This window comes from Streptomyces sp. NPDC008317, from assembly GCF_042955955.1.
GTDB lineage: Bacteria > Actinomycetota > Actinomycetes > Streptomycetales > Streptomycetaceae > Actinacidiphila.
In genome coordinates, this window is sequence record NZ_JBIBFQ010000012.1 from 102,880 (window position 1) to 123,462 (window position 20,583).

Below are 20,583 nucleotides of genomic sequence, written 5' to 3' on the forward strand. Positions count from 1 at the left end.
GGGGCTCAGGTGAGGGCCGGGCCCGGCTCAGGCGAGGGCCGCGCGGGGCTCAGGCGAGGGCTTCGAGCAGGGTCTCCTGGAGCAGGCCGAACCACTGGAAGGCGAGCATCAGCGGCTTGCGCGGGTCCTCGTCCGGCAGGTGGTACAGCTCGCTGCGCTCGTCCTCGCTGACCTCCAGCCGGGCGCCGATGGACAGCCGCAGGTCGTTGAGCGTGCCGAGCCACTGGCGGGCCTCGTCGGCGCTGAGCCGGATCAGCGGGCCGCCCGCGTCCAGCGCGCGCAGCACGGCGAGGGCGTCCTCGCGCTTGCGGGCGCGCAGGTCGTTCTCGGTGAAGCGGCGGAATTCGGCGGCGTCGGCGGTCTCCTCGTACGCGCTCGGGAAGAGCCGGGCCAGCGCCGGGTCCTCCGGGGGCTTGGTGGGGCCGTCGGCGAAGAGCGCGGCCAGCGGGTCGTCGTCGGCCTCCGCGGGCTGGCTGCCCGGACCGACGAGTTCGAGCAACTGCGCGGTGAGGCTGCGGAGGATGGAGATCTCCACGGTGTCCAGCTCGATCGCGGCGCCGCCGCCGCGGACCCGCTCGAAGTAGCCCGCACGGGCGCGGCGGCCCATCAGCGGTCCTGCGTCAAGGTGGCCCACAGGCCGTATCCGTGCATCGCCTGCACGTCGCGTTCCATCTCCTCGCGGGTGCCGCTCGACACCACGGCGCGGCCCTTGTAATGGACGTCTTCCATCAGCTTCTTGGCCTTGCCCTTCGAGTACCCGAAGTAGGTCTGGAAGACATACGTCACGTAGCTCATGAGGTTGACGGGGTCGTTGTGGACGAGGGTCACCCACGGCACGTCCGGCGCGGGAACCTCGAAAGGCGCTTCGCTCGCTTCGGGACGCTCGACTTCTACTGGCGCGACACTCACAGGTTCCATGCTGCCGCTCCTGTGGTGCCTCGCACAAATGGGCGTGCGCGGCACCGCCGAATGGGGGTTTTGCGCCCGCGCGGAATCCGCGAGTGTGCGGCGCCGCACACTTGCCCCGAGAAATCGTCACTCTGACGAGTATTGGGGGTAGCATCCTCGCCATGAGCACAGCAGACCTGGGACTGCCGGTGGACGTGCCGTCCACCGCCCTGTTCACCGACCGGTACGAGCTGACGATGCTGCGGGCCGCCCTGCGCAGCGGCGCCGCGCAGCGCCGCTCGGTCTTCGAGGCGTTCACCCGCAGGCTGCCCGAGGGGCGCCGCTACGGAGTGGTCGCCGGCACCGGCCGGGTCCTCGACGCGGTGGAGAACTTCCGCTTCGACGAACCCGTGCTGGAATTCCTGGAGCGCGAGGGCGTGGTGGACTCCGCGACCCTCGACTGGCTGGCGGGCTACCGCTTCACCGGCGACATCTGGGGATACCCGGAGGGCGAGGTGTACTTCCCCGGCTCGCCGATCCTGCGCGTCGAGGGCACCTTCGCCGAGGCCGTGCTGCTGGAGACGGTCATCCTGTCGATCCTCAACCACGACTCGGCGATCGCCGCGGCGGCCTCCCGGATGGCGGTGGCCGCGGGCGGCCGTCCGCTGATGGAGATGGGCGCCAGGCGCGCCCACGAGCTGGCCGCGGTGGCCGCCTCGCGGGCCGCGTACATCGGCGGCTTCGGCTCCTCCTCCAACCTCGCCGCCGGTTTCCGGTACGGCATCCCGACCATCGGCACCAGCGCGCACGCCTTCACGCTGCTGCACGACACCGAGCGCGACGCGTTCACCGCCCAGGTGGACGCGCTCGGCCGCGGCACGACGCTGCTGGTGGACACGTACGACCTCACCAGCGCCGTGCGCACCGCCGTGGAGATCGCCGGGCCCGAGCTGGGAGCGGTCCGGATCGACTCCGGCGACCTGCTGCTGCTCGCCTACCGGGTGCGCCAGCAGCTCGACGACCTCGGCGCCAAGGACACGAAGATCATCGTGACCTCCGATCTGGACGAGTACGCCATCGCCTCGATGGCCGCCGCGCCCGTGGACGCCTACGGGGTCGGCACCTCCCTGGTCACCGGCAGCGGGCACCCCACCTGCTCGATGGTCTACAAGCTCGTGGCCCGCGCCACCTCCGACGACCCCGACGAGCCGCTGGTCTCCGTCGCCAAGAAGTCCCTCGGAGGCAAGACGAGCGTCGGCGGCCGCAAGTGGGCCGCCCGGCGGCTCGACGAGGACGGCGTCGCCGCCGCCGAGGTGGTCGGCACCGGGGCCGTGCCGCCCGAGCTCGCCGACCGCCAGCTCCTCGTCCCCCTCGTCCGCCACGGCGAGGTCATCGGCCGCGAGCCCCTCGACTCCGCCCGCGCCCGCCACATCACCGCTCGCGCGGGCCTTCCCCTCTCCGCGACCCAGCTCTCCCGCGGCGAGCCCGTCCTCCCCACCGAACTGATGTGACCCCCGCGGGGGCGCCCCCTCAGGGGCGCGAGGAACCGCGCGAGCGGCCCGTCGACGGCTGAGCGCGCGGTTCCCCGCGCAGCGGGGAGGGCAACGTCTTACGTTGGGGGGAGCGCACCCCTAGGCTCGGGACCGTTTCCACACTTTCCGCCGGAAGGGCAAAATGCACCGCGCATTGATCGTCGTCGACGTGCAGAACGACTTCTGCGAGGGCGGCAGCCTCGCGGTGACCGGCGGGGCCGACGTGGCCGCGGCGATCACGGACCTGATCGGGGAGTCGGCGGGCAGCTACCGGCACGTCGTCGCCACCAGGGACCACCACATCGACCCGGGCTCGCACTTCTCGGACCGGCCGGACTTCGTGACGTCGTGGCCGGTGCACTGCGTGGCGGGCACGGAGGGCGCGGGGTTCCACCCGAACTTCGCGCCCGCGGTCGCCTCCGGCGCGGTGGACGCGGTCTTCGACAAGGGGGCCTACGCGGCGGCGTACAGCGGCTTCGAGGGCCTGGACGAGAACGGCGCGGCGCTGACCGGCTGGCTGCGCGAGCGCGGCGTCACGGAGGTGGACGTGGTGGGCATCGCCACCGACCACTGCGTGCGGGCGACCGCGCTGGACTCCGTACGCGACGGCTTCACGACCCGCGTGCTGCTCTCGCTGACCGCGGGCGTGGCGCCCACGACGACCGACCGGGCGCTGGTGGAGCTGCGCGAGGCGGGCGTGGAGCTGACCGGCGCCCCGGTGGTGGCCGGCTAGGTACGGTTCAGCGCCGAGATCGGGTGCCACAGCTCGGTGCTGGCGCCGACGTCCCCCTTGCCGCGGTATTCGCGCCAGACCAGGCCGTCCGGGTGGTGCAGGACCGCGGTGACCTCGTCGGGCGTGGGCGGCTCGGCGTTGCCGGTGAGCCGGGCGCCGCGGAAGCCGAGGTTGCTGAGCCGGGTGAGGGCGCGCTGCCGGTTCTGGGCGTGCACCACGACCCGTACCGTGCGTTCGGGGCACGCCGGATGCGGCAGGCCGAGTGCGACGACGACCGTGCCGCCCGGGAGCTTGGTGAATCCACCGACCGCCATGGTCACATCATCAGCCGTTCGGCCGCCGCCCACCAGAGGACGACGGCCGAACGCGGGATGAACCCGGATGAAACAGCAGGTCACAGCGGGTGCGACCCGATCAGGACGATCTTCGTGCGGTGACCGTCCCGGTGATCGGCCCGGTGATCGTCCCGGTGATCAGCGGTGCGCCGGCCCGACCTGGAGGGTCATCGTGCTGCCGTCGAGCGCCTCACCGACGATGGTGATCCGGGTGTTGGTGTCCTGCACCTTCACCCCGCCGGTCGGGTTCGCGGCGTCCCAGTAGGAGCCGTAGTGGTCGTCGAAGACCGGGTTGCCGAGCTTCGCCTTGACCTTGGTGGCGACACCGTTGGTGTGCACGGTGAAGCCGTCGGTCGGGAACCAACTGAACGGCGAGTCGTACGCCTGGATGCGGTTGCGCATCACGCTGCCGTCCGACCACTTCTCCGCCTTGGCGTGGGCGTCGATCGGCAGGATCTGGCCCGTGCCGGGGTGGATGCCGACGTTGTTGTCGGCCTGCGAGGTGTCCCACAGCCAGACCAGCAGACCGTTCTGGTACGGGTAGTGCTCGACCCAGTCCGGCCGGGTGCTCGTCCAGCCGAAGTTGTACGGGCCGGTCTTCAGCGTCTTGTCGTACGAGACGTACTGCCGGTTCTCCGCGATGTAGTACTGCGGGTAGTCGTTGGTGAACGACGCCCCGATCCGGGAGAAGCCCTTGGCGGTCCAGCCGTTGTCGTCCGTCTCGGCGCCGTCGGTGAAGACGGTCGCGCCGTCCGCGGTGACCGAGATCGCGTCGGCCGCGAAGCCCTGCTGGGCCACGCCGCCGTCGGTCAGGTAGCGGAAGCGGAGCTGGATCTGCTTGCCCGCGTAGGCGTTCAGCGGGAAGGACAGGTCCTGGTACGCGCCGTTGGTGCCGGTCAGCGCCGGGGTGCCGCCGCCGTCGCGCGGGATGGACTTGCCGTTGGCGGTGCCGTCGAGCGCGGTCCAGGTGGCCCCGCCGTCGGCGGACGCCTCGGTGTAGAGGTAGTCGTACCCCTCCTCGATGTCCCACCAGCCCTTGAGGGCCAGCGACGCCGAGGACTTGCCGGTCAGGTCGACCGAGCGGGTCAGGGTGTTGGACAGGTTGTCGCCGCTGCCGCTCCACCACTGCTTGCTGCCCTCGGCGGGCGCGGTGATGGCGGTGGTGACCGCCTTGTCGGGCAGCGAGACGATCAGCGCCTGCTTGTCCTTGGTGTTGTACTCGGCGACGCCCAGCTTGGTCGTCGAGCGCGAAGCGGCCTTGGCCGTACCGTAGTTGAGCCAGCCGAGCTGGAGCTTGTCCCAGGCGCTCATGTCGTCCGGGAGGTCGCCGATCGAGTCCTTGCCGGTGCCCATCCAGGAGCCGGAGGACATCAGCGACCAGAAGCCGACGCTGGACTCGCCGACGTACGTGGTGTCGTACTCGTCGGGCAGGCCGAGGTCGTGGCCGTACTCGTGCGCGAAGACGCCGAGTCCGCCGTTCTCCGGCTGGAGGGTGTAGTCACCGATCCAGACGCCGGTGTTGCCGATCTGGGTGCCGCCGGACTTGTTGTCGGCCGGGCCCGTGCGGCCCGCGTCGGTGCCGTAGGCGTACCAGCGGTGCGCCCACAGCGCGTCCGTGCCCTGGGCGCCGCCGCCCGCGGACTCGTCCTCGCCCGCGTGCACGATCTGGAAGTGGTCGATGTAGCCGTCGGGCTCGTTGAAGTTGCCGTCGCCGTCGTAGTCGTAGCGGTCCCACTGGTCGTACTGGGCCAGGTCCGCCTTGATCTGCGCGTCGGTGCGGCCCTGGGCCTTCTGGTCGGCGACGTACGCGGTGGTGGCGTCGCGGATCAGGTCCCAGGCGCTGGAGCAGGTGCTGGCGCCGCAGTAGTTGGAGCCGTAACGGGCCTCGTTCCAGGGCACCTTGACCCAGGAGGAGACCTCGCCCTCCACCGAGTAGCGGCCCGAGGACTGCTTCTCGTAGTACTTCGCCAGCGACTCCTTCTTCGCGTCGTGCGAGAAGTAGAGGTCGTTGAAGTGCTGCTGGTTGTAATCCGCCTGCCAGGCCGTGCTGTTGTCGTTCTTCGGGTCCGGCTTGGCGATGGTGTTGTGCGCGGGGCCCGGGTCGCCGCCGTACTTCACGACCGGCGGCTGCGGGCCGTCGGGGCCGTCCGGGTCGTACGTCGTGGTGTTGTCGACCTGGTCGCCGAACTCGACAAGAATCGTGAAGATCTTGTCGGTCTGCTCGCGGCCCAGCTCGACGTACTTGCTCTTCTTGCCCTTGCCGGAGCCGAGTTGGACGACCTTCGAGCCGCCGCGCTGCTGCACGGTCGCGTCGCCGTTCACGACCTGCTGAAGCGCGGCCGTACGCTCGGCCGACTGCTTCTCGCTGAACGGGCCCGGCAGATCGTGGGCCTGGTTCTCCGCCGGATCGTGGCTGGCCACGGGTGCGGGCTGCCCCTTCTCGGCGGGAGCCGCGTACGCCCCCGCGGTGGTGACCGCGGTGACGCCCAACACGGCTATCGCGAGGGCCAGGGCGGCGGGTGTGGTGATCCTCCGCTGCGTTTTCAAGATTTTTGACCTCCCCTTGGGAAAGGCCATTGCATCGGAGTGACGGGAGAAAAAACAGATCTTGACTTGAGCATGGCAGGCCAGTACGTTTACCGGTTTCCCGGCACCGCTCAGCGGACCCACAGGTCACACCAACCGGCCTCCGCCGTCCGGGCGTTGACGGACACCGGCGTCCGCAGGATGAGACGCCTGACACGCTTGCGACCCCGTGCGCCCCCTCGTGCTCCGCACCGTGGGTTAGGTCACGCTTACCCCATGTTCGGGCCGGGCATGCCGAAGCGTAGAGCCAGCCCGCTACCGAGGACGGATTCCCCCAATGCCACGTCCTACGACCGCGCAACTCGCCTACGGTTCCCTGACCGTTGTCCTGTCCACCTTCGCGATGCTCCTGCTGTCGGACGCACGGTCCGGCGTGGGAGTCGCCGTCATTTGCGCGGCGGGACTGATCCTGGGCCTGCTCGTCGCGGTGACCGTCACCCTGCCCTTCGTCGCCCGGGTGCGGTCCGCCCAGGCCCGGCCCAGCGCCTCCAACGGTTCCACCGGTTCCACCGTTCCCGCCGCCGAGTCCGGCGCCCAACCGTCCCCCGCACAGCGCCCGCTCCCACGGGCGGCCGGCGGTCGCGGCGTACGCGAGTCGTCGCGGGTCGGCGAGGCGTCACTACGACGCTGAGGCCCGGCGCGGACCCGCGCGGAAGACCCGCACCGCATGTCACCGCTGAAGGCACTTCGGCACTTCGGCCCTTCGGCCCTTCGGCGCTTCACGGCGCCACCGCTTCATCGCTCCAGCGCTCGTCCGCTGCACCGCTTCACCGCTGCACCGCGTCAGACGGCGGCCACGACCACGGTCCTGGCCGCCTTGTCGTGCAGGCACTGCCGGAACGGCTTGTCCCAGGTGCACCACAGGGAGTTGAGCAGCCAGAAGAGCGGGCCGATCAGGATCGTGACGAGCACGCCGGGCAGCGCGTAGACCGCGGCCCGCGTCCAGCCGACGCCGCCGGGGACCGCGCCGTCCTCCAGGCGCGCCGCGCGTATCCGCAGCAGCATCTTGCCGAGGGTCTGCCCGCGGGCGGCCGTCATGGCGCCCTCGTAGAGGAAGTACGCGATGAAGGTCGCCGCCCCCGCGAGGATCTCCTTGCCGCGGCCCGCGTCACCTGGATTGGACAGATCACCGCCGAACACCGCCGCGCTGAGCAGCACGTCGAGGACGATCAGGATCGCGGTGTCGACGACCCGGGCCAGCAACCGCTGGCCGAGGGAGGCGAGCGGGGCCATCCCGGACGGCTGGTCTGCACTCATGACGCTCAGTCAATCAGCCATCCGGGTGGCGGTACAGGGCGTGTGCGGCGCCCTTCCGCCCGGCCGCCGGTCCGTCAGGCGGTCTGGACGACCACCGTCTTGGCGGCCTTGTCATGGAGCCCCTGCTTGTACGGCTTGTCGAACAGCACCGTGATGCCGAGGATCACGAACCAGACGCAGCTGCAGCAGAAGGCGGGCAGCCACAGCACGAGGGCGCGCAGCCCCGCCGCCGCGGAGGTGGGCACGCTGCCGTTCTCCAGCATCGCCACGCGCAGCTTCATCAGCTTCTTGCCCACCGTCTGGCCGGTGGACCGGGTCATGAACCACTCGTAGAGGAAGCCGAGCACCGCGAAGAAGGCGCCGCCGACCGCCGACTTGCCGCTGCTGAAGTTGTCGGTGCCGCCCGCCGCCCAGTCCAGCAGACCGGCCGGGATCAGCACGATGATCACGTCGATGACGCGGGCCAGCACGCGCTTGCCGCCGTCCGCCAGCGGCGGCATCCCGGCCAGCGGGTCCTGCGGGGCGCCGCCGTAGGGGTTGTTGGGGTCCCCGGGCCCGCCGGGACCGCCAGGACCGCCGCCGTACGGGTTTCCCGGACCGCCGGGACCGCCCCCGCCGTACGGATTCGCCGGGCCGCCGGGACCGCCGCCGTAGGGGTTGTCGGAGCCGCCGGGGCCGCCCGGAGTGGCGGGACCGCCGCCGTACGGGTCGCCGCCGTACGGATTGCCCGGCGGCGGGGTGCCCTGGGCGCCGTTGTACGGGCCGCCGGCCTGGTCGCCTGGCGGCTTGGCGAAGGGGTCCTGGGGGGAACCGGGCGCTGGCTGATCGGTACTCATGTCCCGAGTCAAACCCGGACACCGGCCGCCCGCCCGCTGCGGACTCCGTTCGGAGTACGGCGCCGCCCCGGACGTACGGCATCGGCGCGGACGTACGCCCCCACGGACGTGACCTCAGTCGGCCGCCACGAACGTCCGCGCGGCCTTGTCGTGCCAGCACTGGCGCCACGGGCGGTCGAAGAGGCACCAGGCGAGGCCGACGACGCCGACGACCAGGACGTCCAGCATGGTGTGGGTCAGCCAGCGGCGAAGGCTCGGGCCGAAGGCCGGCGGGATCTGCGCCTCGACGTCCAGCACCCGCAGGCCCACCAGCTTCTTGCCCAGCGTGCGCCCCCACTTGACGGTCGGCAGCACTTCGAGCAGCAGGCCCGCCAGGACCGCCACCAGCAGCACCACGGCCAGCTCCAGGCCCGTCGTACCGTCGATCAGCCACACCTTCACGGTCTCGCCGCTCTGCTTCGCGTCGTCCACCTTCGTGTGGATGTGGTGGTACGCGGCCGTGCCCAGCGGTACGGCCGCGGCGGCGGTCACCGCGCAGAACAGCACCGTGTCGAGCACGCGCGCCGCGAACCGCCGCACCAGCGCGCCCGGCCGCCCCTGCGCCGAGATCATGCTCAGGAACGGGTCACCGGCCGGGGGCCGCCACGGCGCCGGGCGCTCCTCGCCCGCGGGCCGCTCCTGCTCCCCCGCCGACTGCCGGGCCAGATGGTGCACCTGCTGCGCCCAGGGCGCGGCCTGCGGTTGAGGTTGCGGCTGGGGCTGGGGCTGCGGTTGAGACTGGGGGGCGGCCTGCGGCTGCGGCTGGGCGTGCGGTTGAGGCTGGGCCTGGGCCTGCGGCTGGTGGGGCGGTGTCCGCGGCTGGGGCCGCTCGGCGGCGGGCGGAGGCTGCTGCGCGGGCACGCCCGGCGCGGCGGCCGTGCCCGCGGCGCCCCAGGAGATCCGCGGCGGCTCGGCGCCGGGCTCCTGCCCGGCGGGCCGGGGCCAGGAAGGAGCGGGCTCCGGGGCGGACGCCGGGGCCGCAGCGGGCGCCGGCGTACCGAAGTCGGAGTGCGGCGCCCCCGGGTCCTCGTCGAGGAACATTGGCCCGGACTCGTCCATCGCCGGGGCGGGCGGAGGGGAAGAAGAAGGGGACGGGGACGGAACCGGCGCCTCACCCGCGGCGGGCGCGGGCCGGCTCGTACCCGGCACCCAGGTGGAGCCGTTCCAGTAGCGGATGTAGTTCGGGACCGAGGGGTCAGGGTAGTAGCCCGGGGCCGGGGACGCGGAGGAGGAACCGGAGGAGCCAGAAGTGGGTGCGCTCATGGTTCACGGAATCCGTATCTGCTCGGTCTGGGGGGTTTGTGACGTCCACATCTACCAGACGCGCGGGCCCGGCGTGACCGCCGTTCCCCGCACCGCCCGGCTTCGGAGGGCGTACTTGTCTTTACCCGTACGCGCCCCCTCGTGCCCGTGCTTCAGGAAATTTGAACCGAATCCCGCGAACCCGCGTAATGGTTGGAGTGGTACGCGCTCTCTCCTGGTGCAGGCCCCGGCGCAGCACCCGCTGCGCGTCACCGAAGACACCGCGGAACACGCGGAACGCGAAATGGGGCTGCCGCGCCGAGGAAAGGATGTCGAGTCGATGCACACCGTGGTGGAACGCGAACTGGAAATGCAGCTAGTGCTGTCGCCGGAGCGGAGCATCCCCGTACCCGCCAGGCTGGCCTATCGCACGGATGATCCCTTTGCCGTGCACATCACTTTCCACGTGGGCTCCGACGCCCCCGTGAACTGGACCTTCGCCCGCGAGCTGATCGTGGAGGGGGTGTTCAGGCCGTGCGGTCACGGTGACGTGCGGATCTGGCCGACGAAGGTCAACGGCCGCAGCGTGATCTGTCTGGCCCTCAGCTCCCCCGACGGCAACGCGCTGCTGGAGGCGCCCTCGTCGCCGGTCGCGGCCTGGCTGGAGCGGACGCTGCGGGTGGTGCCGCCGGGCACCGAGCACGAGCAGCTCGGCATGGACGACGGTCTCAGCCGGTTGCTCGCCCCGACCACGCGGGACGAGCTGTGGCTGAGCGATCCGTGGTCGGGGAAGGACGAGACGCCGGACGCGGGGGCGTGAGGGCCGGGCACGCCCGGCGCGGCCCTCAGAACAGCTTGCCCGGATTCAGCAGCCCGAGCGGGTCGAAGACGGCCTTCACGCCGCGCTGCAACTCGACGCCGGTGGGGCCGAGTTCGCGGGCCAGCCAGTCCTTTTTGAGCAGGCCGACGCCGTGCTCGCCGGTGATGGTGCCGCCGAGCGCGAGACCGAGCGCCATGATCTCGTCGAAGGACTCGCGGGCCCGCAGGGCCTCGTCGGGGTCGTGCGCGTCGAAGCAGACCACGGGGTGGGTGTTGCCGTCGCCCGCGTGCGCGCACACCCCGATCGTCAGGCCGAACTTGGCCGAGATGTCCGCGACGCCGTCCAGCATCTCGCCGAGCTTCGCGCGCGGTACGCACACGTCGTCGATCATCATGGCCGTCGAGATGGTCTCCAGCGCCGTCAGCGACAGGCGGCGCGCCTGGAGCAGCATCTCGGACTCGGCGCTGTCCTCCGCGGGCACCACGTCGGTGGCGCCCGCCGCCGTGCACAGCTCGCCGACCGCGGCGAGGTCGGCGGCCGGGTCGGCGGTGTCGAAGGCGGCGAGCAGCATGGCCTCGGTGGTCTCGGGCAGGCCCATGTTCGCCATCGCGTTGACCGCGCGGATGGTCGTGCCGTCCATCAGCTCCAGCAGCGACGGCACATGGCCGCTCTCCATGATCGAGCAGACGGCGGCGCAGGCCGCGGCGGCCGACGGGAATTCGGCGACCATGGCGAGCTGGCGCGGCGGCGCGGGCCGCAGCGCGAGGACCGCCTTCACGACGATGCCGAGGGTGCCCTCGGAGCCGACGAAGAGCCGCGTGAGGTCGTATCCCGCCACGCCCTTGGCGGTGCGCCGCCCGGTGGTCAGCAGCCGCCCGTCGGCCAGCACCACCTCGAGGCCGAGGACGTACTCGGCCGTCACCCCGTACTTCACGCAGCACAGGCCGCCCGCGCCGGTGCCGATGTTGCCGCCGATCGTGCACTGTTCCCAGCTCGACGGGTCCGGCGGGTAGGACAGGCCGTGCTCGCCGACCGCCCTGGACAGCACGGCGTTGACGACGCCCGGTTCGACCACGGCGATCCGGTCGACCGTGTCGATCTCCAGGATGCGGTCCATCTTCACCAGCGAGAGCACGATGCAGCCGTCCATGGCGTTGGCGCCGCCGGACAGCCCGGTCCGCGCCCCCTGCGGTACGACCGGCGCCCGGTGCGCGGTCGCGGTCCGCATGACGTGCTGCACGTCCTCGGTGCTGCGGGGCAGCACGACCGCCGCCGGGGTGCCGACGGCGGAGAAGCTCGCCATGTCCTGGGAGTACGCCGCGACGACGTCGGGGTCGGTCAGTACCGCCTCCGGCGGCAGGCCGCCGCGCAGTGCGGTGATCAGTTCATCGTGCATGTGTTCACCCTGACAGGCCGGGGCCCCGCCCTCAAGGGCGGGACCCCGCGAGACCACAGGGTGAGATCAGAGGTTGCCGCGCAGCTCCTGCTCCCGCTCGATCGCCTCGAACAGGGCCTTGAAGTTGCCCTTGCCGAAGCCCATGGAGCCGTGGCGCTCGATCATCTCGAAGAAGACGGTCGGGCGGTCCTGGACCGGCTTGGTGAAGATCTGGAGCAGGTAGCCGTCCTCGTCGCGGTCCACGAGGAGCTTGAGTTCGCGCAGTGTCTCGACGGGGACGCGGGTCTCGCCCGCCCATTCGCCGAGGGTGTCGTAGTAGGAGTCGGGGGTGTCGAGGAATTCGACACCGGCGGCGCGCATGGCGCGTACGGAGGCGACGATGTCGTTGGTGGCCAGCGCGATGTGCTGGACGCCGGGGCCGCCGTAGAACTCCAGGTACTCGTCGATCTGGGACTTCTTCTTGGCGACGGCCGGCTCGTTGAGCGGGAACTTCACCTTGAGCGTGCCGTCGGCCACGACCTTGGACATCAGCGCCGAGTACTCGGTGGCGATGTCGTCGCCGACGAATTCCTTCATGTTGGTGAAGCCCATGACCCGGTTGTAGAAGGCCACCCACTCGTTCATCCGGCCGAGTTCGACGTTGCCGACGCAGTGGTCGATGGCCTGGAAGAAGCGCCGCGCCGGGGGCTCGACCACCGGCTCGGCGGCGACGAAGCCCGGCATGTAGGGGCCGTCGTAGCCGGTGCGGTCGACCAGGGTGTGCCGGGTCTGGCCGTACGTGGCGATGGCGGCGAGCACGACGGTGCCGTGGTCGTCCTTCAGCTCGTACGGCTCGGTGAGGCCGGTGGCGCCGTGCTCGACGGCGTACGCGTACGCGGCGCGCGCGTCCGGGACCTCCAGGGCGAGGTCGACGACGCCGTCGCCGTGGGCGGCGACGTGGTCGGCCAGGAAGCGGCCGTGGTCGGTGGCGGGCTTGATGACGGAGGTGAACACGAAGCGCGCGCCGCCCGACTCCAGGACGTAGGAGGCGGTCTCGCGGCTGCCGTTCTCGGGTCCCGAGTAGGCGACGCGGCGCATGCCGAAAGCGGTGGAGTAGTAGTGCGCGGCCTGTTTGGCGTTGCCCACGGCGAAGACGACGGCGTCCATGCCCTTTACCGGGAAAGCATCCTGGGTCTCAGTCATGACAAAAGCGTCCCGCCGCTTGTCAGGGTGCGCAATAGTTCCGGATTTCAGTGGACAGTCTGCACAGCGGAAGCGAGGATCGACGGGTCAATCTGTGCAGCATGACCACGGAAGGCGGCGGGGTATGGGGATCGACGCGCTGGACGGGCGGCTGATCACGCTGCTGGACCGGGAGCCGCGGATCGGCGTGCTGGAGGCGTCCCGGCGGCTGGGGGTGGCGCGCGGCACGGTGCAGGCCCGGCTCGACCGGCTGAGGGCCAATGGGGTGATCCGCGGCTTCGGCCCGCAGGTGGACCCGGCGGCGCTCGGCTATCCGGTGACGGCGTTCGCCACGCTGGAGATCAAGCAGGGCCAAGGGGCCGACGTACGGGCGCACTTGACCACTGTGCCGGAGGTGCTGGAGCTGCACACCACGACCGGTCAGGGCGACATGCTCTGCCGTCTGGTGGCCCGTTCCAACGCCGATCTCCAGCGGGTGATCGACCGCGTTGTCGGCTTTGATGGGATTGTCCGGGCCGCCACGGCCATCGTCATGGAGAACCCGGTCCCGCTGCGGATCATCCCGCTGGTGGAGCAGGCGGCGCGCGACACGTAGACGCGCCACGCGGTCGAAGGAGACGGGGAGGTGGCGGCGCGGTGAGCTTCTGGCAGTACCTCTCCAACCGGCACCAGCAACTGCTCACCGACGCCTTCCAGCACGCCAGCGCCGTGTTCCAGTGCATGGTGCTCGCGACCGTGATCGGCGTCCTGATCGGTGTCCTGACCTACCGCAGCGACTGGGCGGGCAATCTCGCGGTCACCTCGACCGCGACCATCCTCACCATCCCGTCGCTGGCCCTGATCGGTCTGCTGATCCCGGTCCTGGGCCTGGGCGTGCCGCCGACGGTGACCGCGCTGACGCTGTACGGGCTGCTGCCGGTCGTCCGCAACTCCATCGTCGGGCTGCGCGGTGTGGACCCGGCGCTGGTGGACGCGGCCAAGGGCATCGGCATGTCGCGGGTGGCCCGGCTGCTGCGGGTGGAGCTGCCGCTGGCCTGGCCGCCGATCCTGACCGGTATCCGGGTCGCCACCCAGATGCTGATGGGTATCGCGGCGGTGGCCGCGTACGCCTCGGGCCCCGGCCTCGGCAACGAGATCTTCCGCGGCATCGCGTCGCTGGGCAGCGCCAACGCGCTCAACGAGGTGCTGTCCGGCACGCTCGGCATCATCGTTCTCGCGCTGCTCTTCGACGCCGCGTACGTGGGCATCGGCCGTCTGACCATTCCGAGGGGGATCCGTGTCTGAGCAGTGGTCACCGCAGGACCGGGAGCAGCCGGCGCCCGCCGGGGTGGCGGGCGCCACCATCGAGCTGGAGAACCTGACCAAGCGCTATCCGGGCAGCCAGGACCCGGCCGTGGACAGCGTCAGCATGGAGATCAAGGCCGGTGAGACGGTGATCTTCGTGGGCCCTTCCGGCTGCGGCAAGTCCACCACGCTGAAGATGATCAACCGGCTGATCGAGCCGTCGTCCGGGCGGATCAGGATCAACGACGAGGACGTCACCGCGATCGATCCGGTCAAGCTGCGCCGCAAGGTCGGGTACGCCATCCAGTCGTCCGGTCTCTTCCCGCACATGACGGTCGCGGAGAACATCGCGCTGGTGCCGAAGATGGTCGGCTGGAGCAAGTCGCGGGTCAAGGACCGGGTCGAGGAGATGCTCGACCTGGTGGGCCTGGACCCGCGGGAGTTCCACGGCCGCTACCCGCGCCAGCTCTCCGGCGGACAGCAGCAACGCGTGGGCGTGGCACGGGCGTTGGCCGCCGACCCGCCGGTGCTGCTGATGGACGAGCCGTTCGGCGCGGTCGACCCGATCACCCGCGACCACCTCCAGGACGAACTGATCAGGCTCCAGCACGAGTTGCACAAGACGATCGTCTTCGTCACGCACGACTTCGACGAGGCCATCAAGCTGGGCGACCGGATCGCGGTGCTCCGCGAGCACTCGCACATCGCCCAGTTCGACACGCCGGAGGCCATTCTCACCAACCCGGCCGACGACTTCGTGTCCGGCTTCGTCGGCGCCGGCGCGGCGCTCAAGCGGCTCAATCTCACCCGCGTGCGCGATGTCGGCATCGCCGACTTCCCCGCGGTGGGCGTCGACGAGCCGTTGCAGTCGGTCTTCGAGCGGCTGCGCACCAGCCAGCACAACGAACTGCTGCTGCTCGACCGGCGGCGGCGCCCGTACAAGTGGCTGCGGCGCGGCGATCTGATGCGCGCCAAGGGGTCGTTGGCACGGGCGGGCACGATCGTGCACGACACGGTGACGCGGGACGCGACGCTGCGGGACGCGCTGGAGGCGGTGCTGACCGACAGCGGCGGGCGGGTGGCGGTGACCGGGCGGCGCGGCGAATTCGTGGGCGTGGTCGACATGGAGACGCTGATGAACTCGGTGCAGGAGATGCTGGAGGCCGACCGGCTGACCGCGATGGAGCACCAGCACGAACTGGCCGAGTCGCAGGCCGGGCAGGGACACGAGGAGGAGCGGGCACGCGCCGAGCAGGAGGGCGCGGCGGGCGCGGAGCCGGCGTCATGAGCCCGGACAGCCCGGACCGCGCGACGGGGGCCAGCCGCGCCGACGGCGGCCGGTCCCACCCGTCGGGCCGGGACACCCGCGACGCCGGGGAGCGCCGTCCCCCCGGCGAGCACGACGTGCGGGGCCTGGCCTTCCGCGACGACGACGGCGGGACGGAGCACGAGGAGCACGAGGGCGGGCCCGCGCCCGCCGCGACCAGGCCGAAGCCCAAACTGACGTGGCGGAAGCTGGTGTTCACCCCGGTCGTGCTGGCCGCCGTGCTGCTCGCCACGTATCTGTGGATCACCAACATCCACCTGGACGCGATCGAGAAGAATTCGCTCGACGACGGCAATGTGCAGCTCCGGCTCTGGCAGCACGTGAAGCTGACCGCGATCTCCACCTTCTGGGTGCTGGTGATCGCCATCCCCGTCGGCATCGCGCTGACCCGGCGGCGGCTGCGCAGGGTCGCGCCGTTCGTGACCGCGCTCGCCAACATCGGCCAGGCCACCCCGGCGATCGGCCTGCTGGCGCTGCTGGTGATCTGGCTGGGCATCGGCGCCCGCACCGCGATCATCGGCATCGTGGCCTACGCGGTGCTGCCGGTGCTCTCCAACACCGTCGCGGGGCTCAAGGCCATCGACCCGACGCTGGTGGAGGCCGCGCGCGGCATCGGCATGTCGGCGCCCGGCGTGCTCGCCAAGGTCGAACTGCCGCTCGCCGTACCGCTGATCCTCGCGGGCGTGCGGACCGCGCTGGTGCTCAACGTCGGCACCGCCACGCTGGCCACCTTCGGCGGGGGCGGCGGCCTCGGCGACCTGATCACCTCCGGCATCGTCAACCAGCGGATGCCGGTGCTGATCCTCGGCTCGGTGCTGACGGTGGTGCTCGCGCTGTTCGTGGACTGGCTGGCCTCGGTCGCCGAGCAGTTGATGCGCCCCCGCGGCCTGGAGGTGACGGCGTGACGCGGCGGCGTACGGGGCTCGTGGCGCTCTGCGGCGCCGCCCTGCTGGCGTCCTGCGGGCTGACCAGCGGCAGCCCGCTGGTGGACAATGTCAAACCGGGCTCGATCGGGCAGGGCGAACCCCTCAAGGGCGCCCACCTGGTGATCACGTCCAAGAACTTCAGCGAGAACATCATCCTGGGCGAGATGATCGGCCTCGCCTTCAAGGCGGCGGGCGCGAGCGTGCTGGACCGGACGAACATCACCGGCTCGATCGGCGCCCGCGAGGCGGTCAAGTCCGGTCAGGCGGACGCGATGTACGAGTACACCGGCACCGCCTGGATCACGTATCTGGGGCACACGGAACCCATCAAGAACCCCCAGGCGCAGTGGCAGGCCGTGCACGACGCGGACCTGAAGAACGGCCTGACCTGGCTGCCGCCGTCCACGCTGAACAACACGTACTCGCTCGCCGTCAGCCAGCGCAACAACGCGAAGTACCACCTCAAGACGCTCTCCGACGTGGCCGCGCTGGCGAAGAAGGACCCCAAGGCCGTGACGCTGTGCGTGGAGAACGAGTTCGCCTCCCGGCAGGACGGGCTGCCCGGCATGATGAAGGCGTACGACATGGACATCCCCAGCTCGCGGATCCAGAAGATGGACGCGGGGATCATCTACACCCAGGTGAACAAGAGCGGTTCCTGCCTGCTGGGCGAGGTGTACACCACAGACGGCCGCATCCAGTCGATGCACCTGACCGTCATGGAGGACGACAAGCACTTCTTCCCCAACTACAACGCGGCGCCCGTCATCTACAGCAAGGCGTTCAAGAAGTACCCGGCCATCGCCAAGCTCCTCGACCCGATCAGCGCCAAGCTGGACACGGCGGTCGCGCAGAAGCTGAACGCCCAGGTGGACGTGGACGGGCAGGACCCGCACGACGTGGCGAAGAAGTGGCTGATCGCGGAGGGCTTCATCAAGAACGGGTGAGGGGGCCCTGCGGGGCTCGGGGGGTACGGCTCGCGGGGTACGGGCCGGGGGTACGGCTCGGGGGTACAGCTCGGGGGTGGATGCAAAGCTGTTTTGCAAAAGAGCGTTGCAAAGGTGCTTTGCACGCGCTTAAGGTGGTGTCCATGACGGACAAGAAGGACGCGGTGCCGATCGGCCCGATCTCGGACGAGGATCTGCTGACCCTCGACGCCAGGTCGCTGCGCGGCCTCGCCCACCCGCTGCGGATGCGGCTGCTGGCCGCGCTGCGCGACCGCGGCCCCGCCACGGCCTCCCAACTGGCCGACCGGCTCGGCGAGTCCAGCGGTGCGACCAGCTACCACCTGCGCCAGCTCGCCTCGTTCGGCCTGGTCGAGGACGACCCCGGCCGCGGCACCGCGCGCGAGCGCTGGTGGAAGGCGGTGCACCGGGGCCAACGCTTCGACAGCATCGGGGAGTTCGTCCGGCACCCCGACCCCGAGGTGCGCGCCGCGATGAGCACCTTCCTGGTCGAACACGCCACCAGCAGCGCCGAGCAGGTGGCGACCTGGATGAGCACGATGCACACCTGGCCGAAGGTCTGGCAGGAGGCGTGGGACTCCAGCCGCTTCACGCTGCGCCTCACGCCGCAGGACGCGGTGGAGCTGAGCGAGCGGGTGCACGCGCTCGTGGAGGCCTTCCGCGAGCGGGAGACGGACGGGCCGGAGGGTGAGCGGGTCCGGGTGCAGTTCCACGAGTTCCCGATCGCGTCCGACTGACCCCGCTCCCCCGCGCCGCGCGCGCCGTCACCGCACGCGCAGCCGTATCCGTACCCGTACCGGCTCCCTGTCCGTACCGGCTCCCTGTCCGCACCGGCCCGTAATTCCGTAGCTCCGTCACTCCGTATCAACGACCCATCGTCACGGGGGAATTCGCCATGCCCGCACGCACCGCGATACCGCACGCCCACCACCGGCCCGACGGGTCGGGACCGGCCCGCGACCGGCGCCCGCTGGGGGTGCTGCTGGCCGCCAACGTGGTCTCGATCGCCGGGAACATGCTCACCGTCGTCGCCGTCCCGTGGTTCGTGCTGGAGACCACCGGGAGCCCGGCGCGGGCCGGTCTGGTCGCCTTCGCGGCCACCCTGCCGGTCGTGCTCGCCGCGATCCTGGGCGGCCCGCTGATCGACCGGCTCGGCTACGCGGTCACGAGCGTCGTGTCGGACGTGGTGTGCGCGGCGGCCATGGCGGCCGTACCGCTGCTGCATCTGACCGTCGGGCTGCGCTACTGGGAACTGCTCGCGCTCGTCGGCGTCAGCGGCCTCTTCCACGCCCCCGGCGAGACCGCCCGCGAGGTGCTGATGCCCCGCCTCGCCGCACGCGCCGACACCACCGTGGCGCGGGCGTCGAGCGCGTACGAGGGCGCGTCGCGCGGCGCCCGTATGCTCGGCGCCCCGCTGGCTGGCGTGCTCATCTCGGTGATGGGCGCCACCAATACGCTGCTGGTCGACGCGGCGACCTTCGCGGTGTCCGCGGTGCTGATCGGGATCGGGGTACGGGACCGGACGCCGTCGGAGGCGCCGGAGCCGCCGAAGGAGTCCGCCGGCAGTTACCGGGCCGAACTGCGCGAGGGATTCGCCTACTTGGTGGCCGCGCGGCTGCTGTTCGCCATCGTGGTGATGGTGATGGTGACCAACGCGCTGGACCAGGCGTGGTCGGCGGTGCTGCTGCCGGTGGACGCCCGCGAGCACCTGGGCGGTTCGGTGAGCGTCGGCCTGGTCGCCGGGACCTTCGGCGGCGGCGCGCTGATCGGCTCGCTGACGTACGGCGTCGTCGGCCACCGGGTGTCGCAACGCGGCCTCTACATCGGCGCGTTCCTCATCAGCGGCTTCCCCCGGACGGCCGTGGCCGCCTTCGTGCCCGGTCTGACCCCGCTCCTGGTCACCTGCGCGGTGTGCGGGCTGGCCGCCGGGGTCCTGAACCCGATGATCGGCACCGAGATGGTCCGCCTGGTCCCCGAGCGGCTGCGCAGCCGCGTCTTCGGCGCCGTCACCTCCGGCGTCCTGGTCGCCGTGCCGCTGGGCGGCCTGCTCGGCGGCTTCCTCGTCCAGTACGCGGGCCTGCGCACCGCCATGGCCACCGTCAGCGCCGTCTATCTGCTCACGACGCTGAGCCCGCTCGTCCTGCCCGCCTTCCGGCACTGGAACGACGAGCCCGGCGACGCACCCGCCGTGTCGCCGGGCGCCGCGCGGGCGTCGGTCTAGCCGCCGTCTAGCAGGTCGGCAGCTTTCCGCCCTTGTCCAGGGCGGCCAGGGCCGCCAGCGCGCCGTCCAGGTCGTTGACCGGGACCAGCCTGAGCCCGTCGGGCAGCTCCGCCTTGGCGTCGGAGCACTCGCCGCGCGGCACGAGGAAGACGGTCGCGCCGTCGCGGCGGGCGGCCTGCTCCTTCAGCGGCACCCCGCCGACCGCGCCGACCTTGCCCGAGGCGTCGATGGTCCCGGTGCCCGCGATGGTCCGGCCGCCGGTGAGGTCGCCGCCGTGGCCGTCGCCGTTGATCTTGTCGATGATGCCGAGTGCGAAGAGCAGCCCGGCGCTGGGGCCGCCGACGTCGGCGAGCTGGAGATCGACCTTCACCTTGGACGGTGAGAGCCCGAGGTGCTTGAGCGCGGCCGTCGTCGCCGCGTCCTGCGAATCGGTCATCTCCTTGCGGTTCGCCTTCTCGATCTCCTTCACCGAGCCGCCGGTGGGATAGACCGAGTCGCGCGGCATCGCCGCCTGGTCCTTCTTGAACCACGCCTTCAGCACGTCGGTGACGTGCACCGAGGCGTCCGGTGACGTCGCCTGGATCGTCACCATCCGCAGTTGCCCGCTCGTCCTGCGCACCGGTGTCCCGCTCACCGTGATCACCTGCGTCCCCTGGTCCGCCCCCAGCACGTTCGCCGTCAGCCCCGGCTCCACGATCGAGATGGGGAGCGGGGCGAGGGCCGCGACGGCCAGCAGCCCGGCCGTGACTGCTCCGCAGACGGCCAGAGTCACGGTCCGCCGGGAGACGCTGCTTCTACGCATGCCGCCGACCCTATTTCACACCCCCCGCCCTCGCGGCCACGCCCCCGCACGACCAGCGCCCCGCCAGGGGCGCGAGGAACTGCGCGAGCAACCCACCACCGGCCGGTGGCCCGCCAACAACCGAACCGCCCCGCCGGGACCGGCAAAGCAACCGCCCCGGGGCCGGGCCCCAGCTACCCGCACGCACGCACGACCAGCGCCCCGCCAGGGGC

At 71.3% G+C, this 20,583-nt stretch carries 21 protein-coding genes; 11 read left to right on the forward strand and 10 right to left on the reverse strand.

Going from position 1 to position 20,583, the window contains the following annotated elements:
- Positions 1-49 precede the first annotated feature (49 nt).
- Both ACFY9V_RS31835 and clpS read right to left on the reverse strand, forming a co-directional pair.
- On the reverse strand, positions 50-607 hold the full coding sequence (locus tag ACFY9V_RS31835) for a DUF2017 family protein (RefSeq protein ID WP_391164001.1): 558 nt from the start codon (positions 605-607) through the stop codon (positions 50-52).
- Positions 607-918, reverse strand: a complete 312-nt coding sequence (gene clpS, locus ACFY9V_RS31840; protein ID WP_188282151.1) for an ATP-dependent Clp protease adapter ClpS — start codon at positions 916-918, stop codon at positions 607-609. The genes ACFY9V_RS31835 and clpS overlap by 1 nt, the downstream gene beginning before the upstream one ends.
- Before the next feature lie 152 nt (positions 919-1,070).
- Here clpS and ACFY9V_RS31845 point away from each other — a divergent pair, with 152 nt between their 5' ends.
- The gene (locus ACFY9V_RS31845) at positions 1,071-2,399 is read left to right on the forward strand and encodes a nicotinate phosphoribosyltransferase (protein WP_391047120.1); all 1,329 of its coding nucleotides are present in this window, start codon (positions 1,071-1,073) and stop codon (positions 2,397-2,399) included.
- Between the two features lie 163 nt (positions 2,400-2,562).
- Entirely contained in the window at positions 2,563-3,153 is a 591-nt protein-coding gene (locus ACFY9V_RS31850) for an isochorismatase family protein (RefSeq protein ID WP_355343078.1), read from the forward strand.
- Here the strand turns inward: ACFY9V_RS31850 and ACFY9V_RS31855 are convergent.
- Both ACFY9V_RS31855 and ACFY9V_RS31860 read right to left on the reverse strand, forming a co-directional pair.
- On the reverse strand, positions 3,150-3,467 hold the full coding sequence (locus ACFY9V_RS31855) for a hypothetical protein (protein WP_391163955.1): 318 nt from the start codon (positions 3,465-3,467) through the stop codon (positions 3,150-3,152). The two genes, ACFY9V_RS31850 and ACFY9V_RS31855, sit on opposite strands and share 4 nt — an antisense overlap.
- A 159-nt stretch (positions 3,468-3,626) precedes the next feature.
- Complete coding sequence (locus tag ACFY9V_RS31860) at positions 3,627-6,035, reverse strand: immune inhibitor A domain-containing protein (RefSeq protein WP_391163956.1); 2,409 nt, start codon at positions 6,033-6,035, stop codon at positions 3,627-3,629.
- A gap of 316 nt (positions 6,036-6,351) precedes the next feature.
- Here ACFY9V_RS31860 and ACFY9V_RS31865 point away from each other — a divergent pair, with 316 nt between their 5' ends.
- On the forward strand, positions 6,352-6,705 hold the full coding sequence (locus ACFY9V_RS31865) for a hypothetical protein (protein WP_391163958.1): 354 nt from the start codon (positions 6,352-6,354) through the stop codon (positions 6,703-6,705).
- 152 nt (positions 6,706-6,857) lie between these two features.
- Here the strand turns inward: ACFY9V_RS31865 and ACFY9V_RS31870 are convergent, their stop codons facing one another.
- From ACFY9V_RS31870 to ACFY9V_RS31880, 3 genes are all read right to left on the reverse strand, one after another.
- Complete coding sequence (locus tag ACFY9V_RS31870) at positions 6,858-7,331, reverse strand: RDD family protein (protein WP_391163959.1); 474 nt, start codon at positions 7,329-7,331, stop codon at positions 6,858-6,860.
- 74 nt (positions 7,332-7,405) lie between these two features.
- On the reverse strand, positions 7,406-8,167 hold the full coding sequence (locus ACFY9V_RS31875; RefSeq protein WP_391047128.1) for an RDD family protein: 762 nt from the start codon (positions 8,165-8,167) through the stop codon (positions 7,406-7,408).
- Positions 8,168-8,281: 114 nt separating this feature from the next.
- Complete coding sequence (locus ACFY9V_RS31880) at positions 8,282-9,469, reverse strand: RDD family protein (protein ID WP_391163961.1); 1,188 nt, start codon at positions 9,467-9,469, stop codon at positions 8,282-8,284.
- A 319-nt stretch (positions 9,470-9,788) separates the two neighbouring features.
- Between ACFY9V_RS31880 and ACFY9V_RS31885 the strand changes: the two genes are divergently transcribed.
- On the forward strand, positions 9,789-10,268 hold the full coding sequence (locus ACFY9V_RS31885) for an SsgA family sporulation/cell division regulator (RefSeq protein ID WP_355343286.1): 480 nt from the start codon (positions 9,789-9,791) through the stop codon (positions 10,266-10,268).
- 25 nt (positions 10,269-10,293) lie between these two features.
- Here the strand turns inward: ACFY9V_RS31885 and ACFY9V_RS31890 are convergent, their stop codons facing one another.
- Complete coding sequence (locus ACFY9V_RS31890) at positions 10,294-11,664, reverse strand: FAD-linked oxidase C-terminal domain-containing protein (protein WP_355343057.1); 1,371 nt, start codon at positions 11,662-11,664, stop codon at positions 10,294-10,296.
- Between the two features lie 66 nt (positions 11,665-11,730).
- Positions 11,731-12,846 (reverse strand): 4-hydroxyphenylpyruvate dioxygenase, encoded by a 1,116-nt coding sequence (gene hppD, locus ACFY9V_RS31895; protein WP_355343054.1) that lies wholly within the window; start codon positions 12,844-12,846, stop codon positions 11,731-11,733.
- 124 nt (positions 12,847-12,970) lie between these two features.
- On the opposite strand from hppD, the gene ACFY9V_RS31900 reads away from it, so the two are divergent.
- From ACFY9V_RS31900 to ACFY9V_RS31930, 7 genes are all read left to right on the forward strand, one after another.
- A complete protein-coding gene (locus ACFY9V_RS31900; RefSeq protein ID WP_093716663.1) occupies positions 12,971-13,441 on the forward strand; it encodes an Lrp/AsnC family transcriptional regulator in 471 nt (156 codons plus the stop codon).
- A gap of 41 nt (positions 13,442-13,482) precedes the next feature.
- Positions 13,483-14,130, forward strand: a complete 648-nt coding sequence (locus tag ACFY9V_RS31905) for an ABC transporter permease (RefSeq protein ID WP_355343051.1) — start codon at positions 13,483-13,485, stop codon at positions 14,128-14,130.
- Positions 14,123-15,418 (forward strand): betaine/proline/choline family ABC transporter ATP-binding protein, encoded by a 1,296-nt coding sequence (locus tag ACFY9V_RS31910; RefSeq protein WP_391163962.1) that lies wholly within the window; start codon positions 14,123-14,125, stop codon positions 15,416-15,418. The genes ACFY9V_RS31905 and ACFY9V_RS31910 overlap by 8 nt, the downstream gene beginning before the upstream one ends.
- Positions 15,415-16,362, forward strand: a complete 948-nt coding sequence (locus ACFY9V_RS31915) for an ABC transporter permease subunit (protein WP_391163963.1) — start codon at positions 15,415-15,417, stop codon at positions 16,360-16,362. Before ACFY9V_RS31910 ends, ACFY9V_RS31915 begins: the two co-directional genes overlap by 4 nt.
- A complete protein-coding gene (locus ACFY9V_RS31920) occupies positions 16,359-17,330 on the forward strand; it encodes a glycine betaine ABC transporter substrate-binding protein (protein WP_391163964.1) in 972 nt (323 codons plus the stop codon). The genes ACFY9V_RS31915 and ACFY9V_RS31920 overlap by 4 nt, the downstream gene beginning before the upstream one ends.
- A gap of 143 nt (positions 17,331-17,473) precedes the next feature.
- On the forward strand, positions 17,474-18,085 hold the full coding sequence (locus ACFY9V_RS31925; RefSeq protein ID WP_391163965.1) for a helix-turn-helix domain-containing protein: 612 nt from the start codon (positions 17,474-17,476) through the stop codon (positions 18,083-18,085).
- A 158-nt stretch (positions 18,086-18,243) separates the two neighbouring features.
- On the forward strand, positions 18,244-19,569 hold the full coding sequence (locus tag ACFY9V_RS31930) for an MFS transporter (protein ID WP_391163966.1): 1,326 nt from the start codon (positions 18,244-18,246) through the stop codon (positions 19,567-19,569).
- Positions 19,570-19,576: 7 nt separating this feature from the next.
- On the opposite strand, the gene ACFY9V_RS31935 is transcribed toward ACFY9V_RS31930, so the two are convergent.
- Complete coding sequence (locus tag ACFY9V_RS31935; RefSeq protein ID WP_355343036.1) at positions 19,577-20,371, reverse strand: S16 family serine protease; 795 nt, start codon at positions 20,369-20,371, stop codon at positions 19,577-19,579.
- Positions 20,372-20,583: the final 212 nt, after the last annotated feature.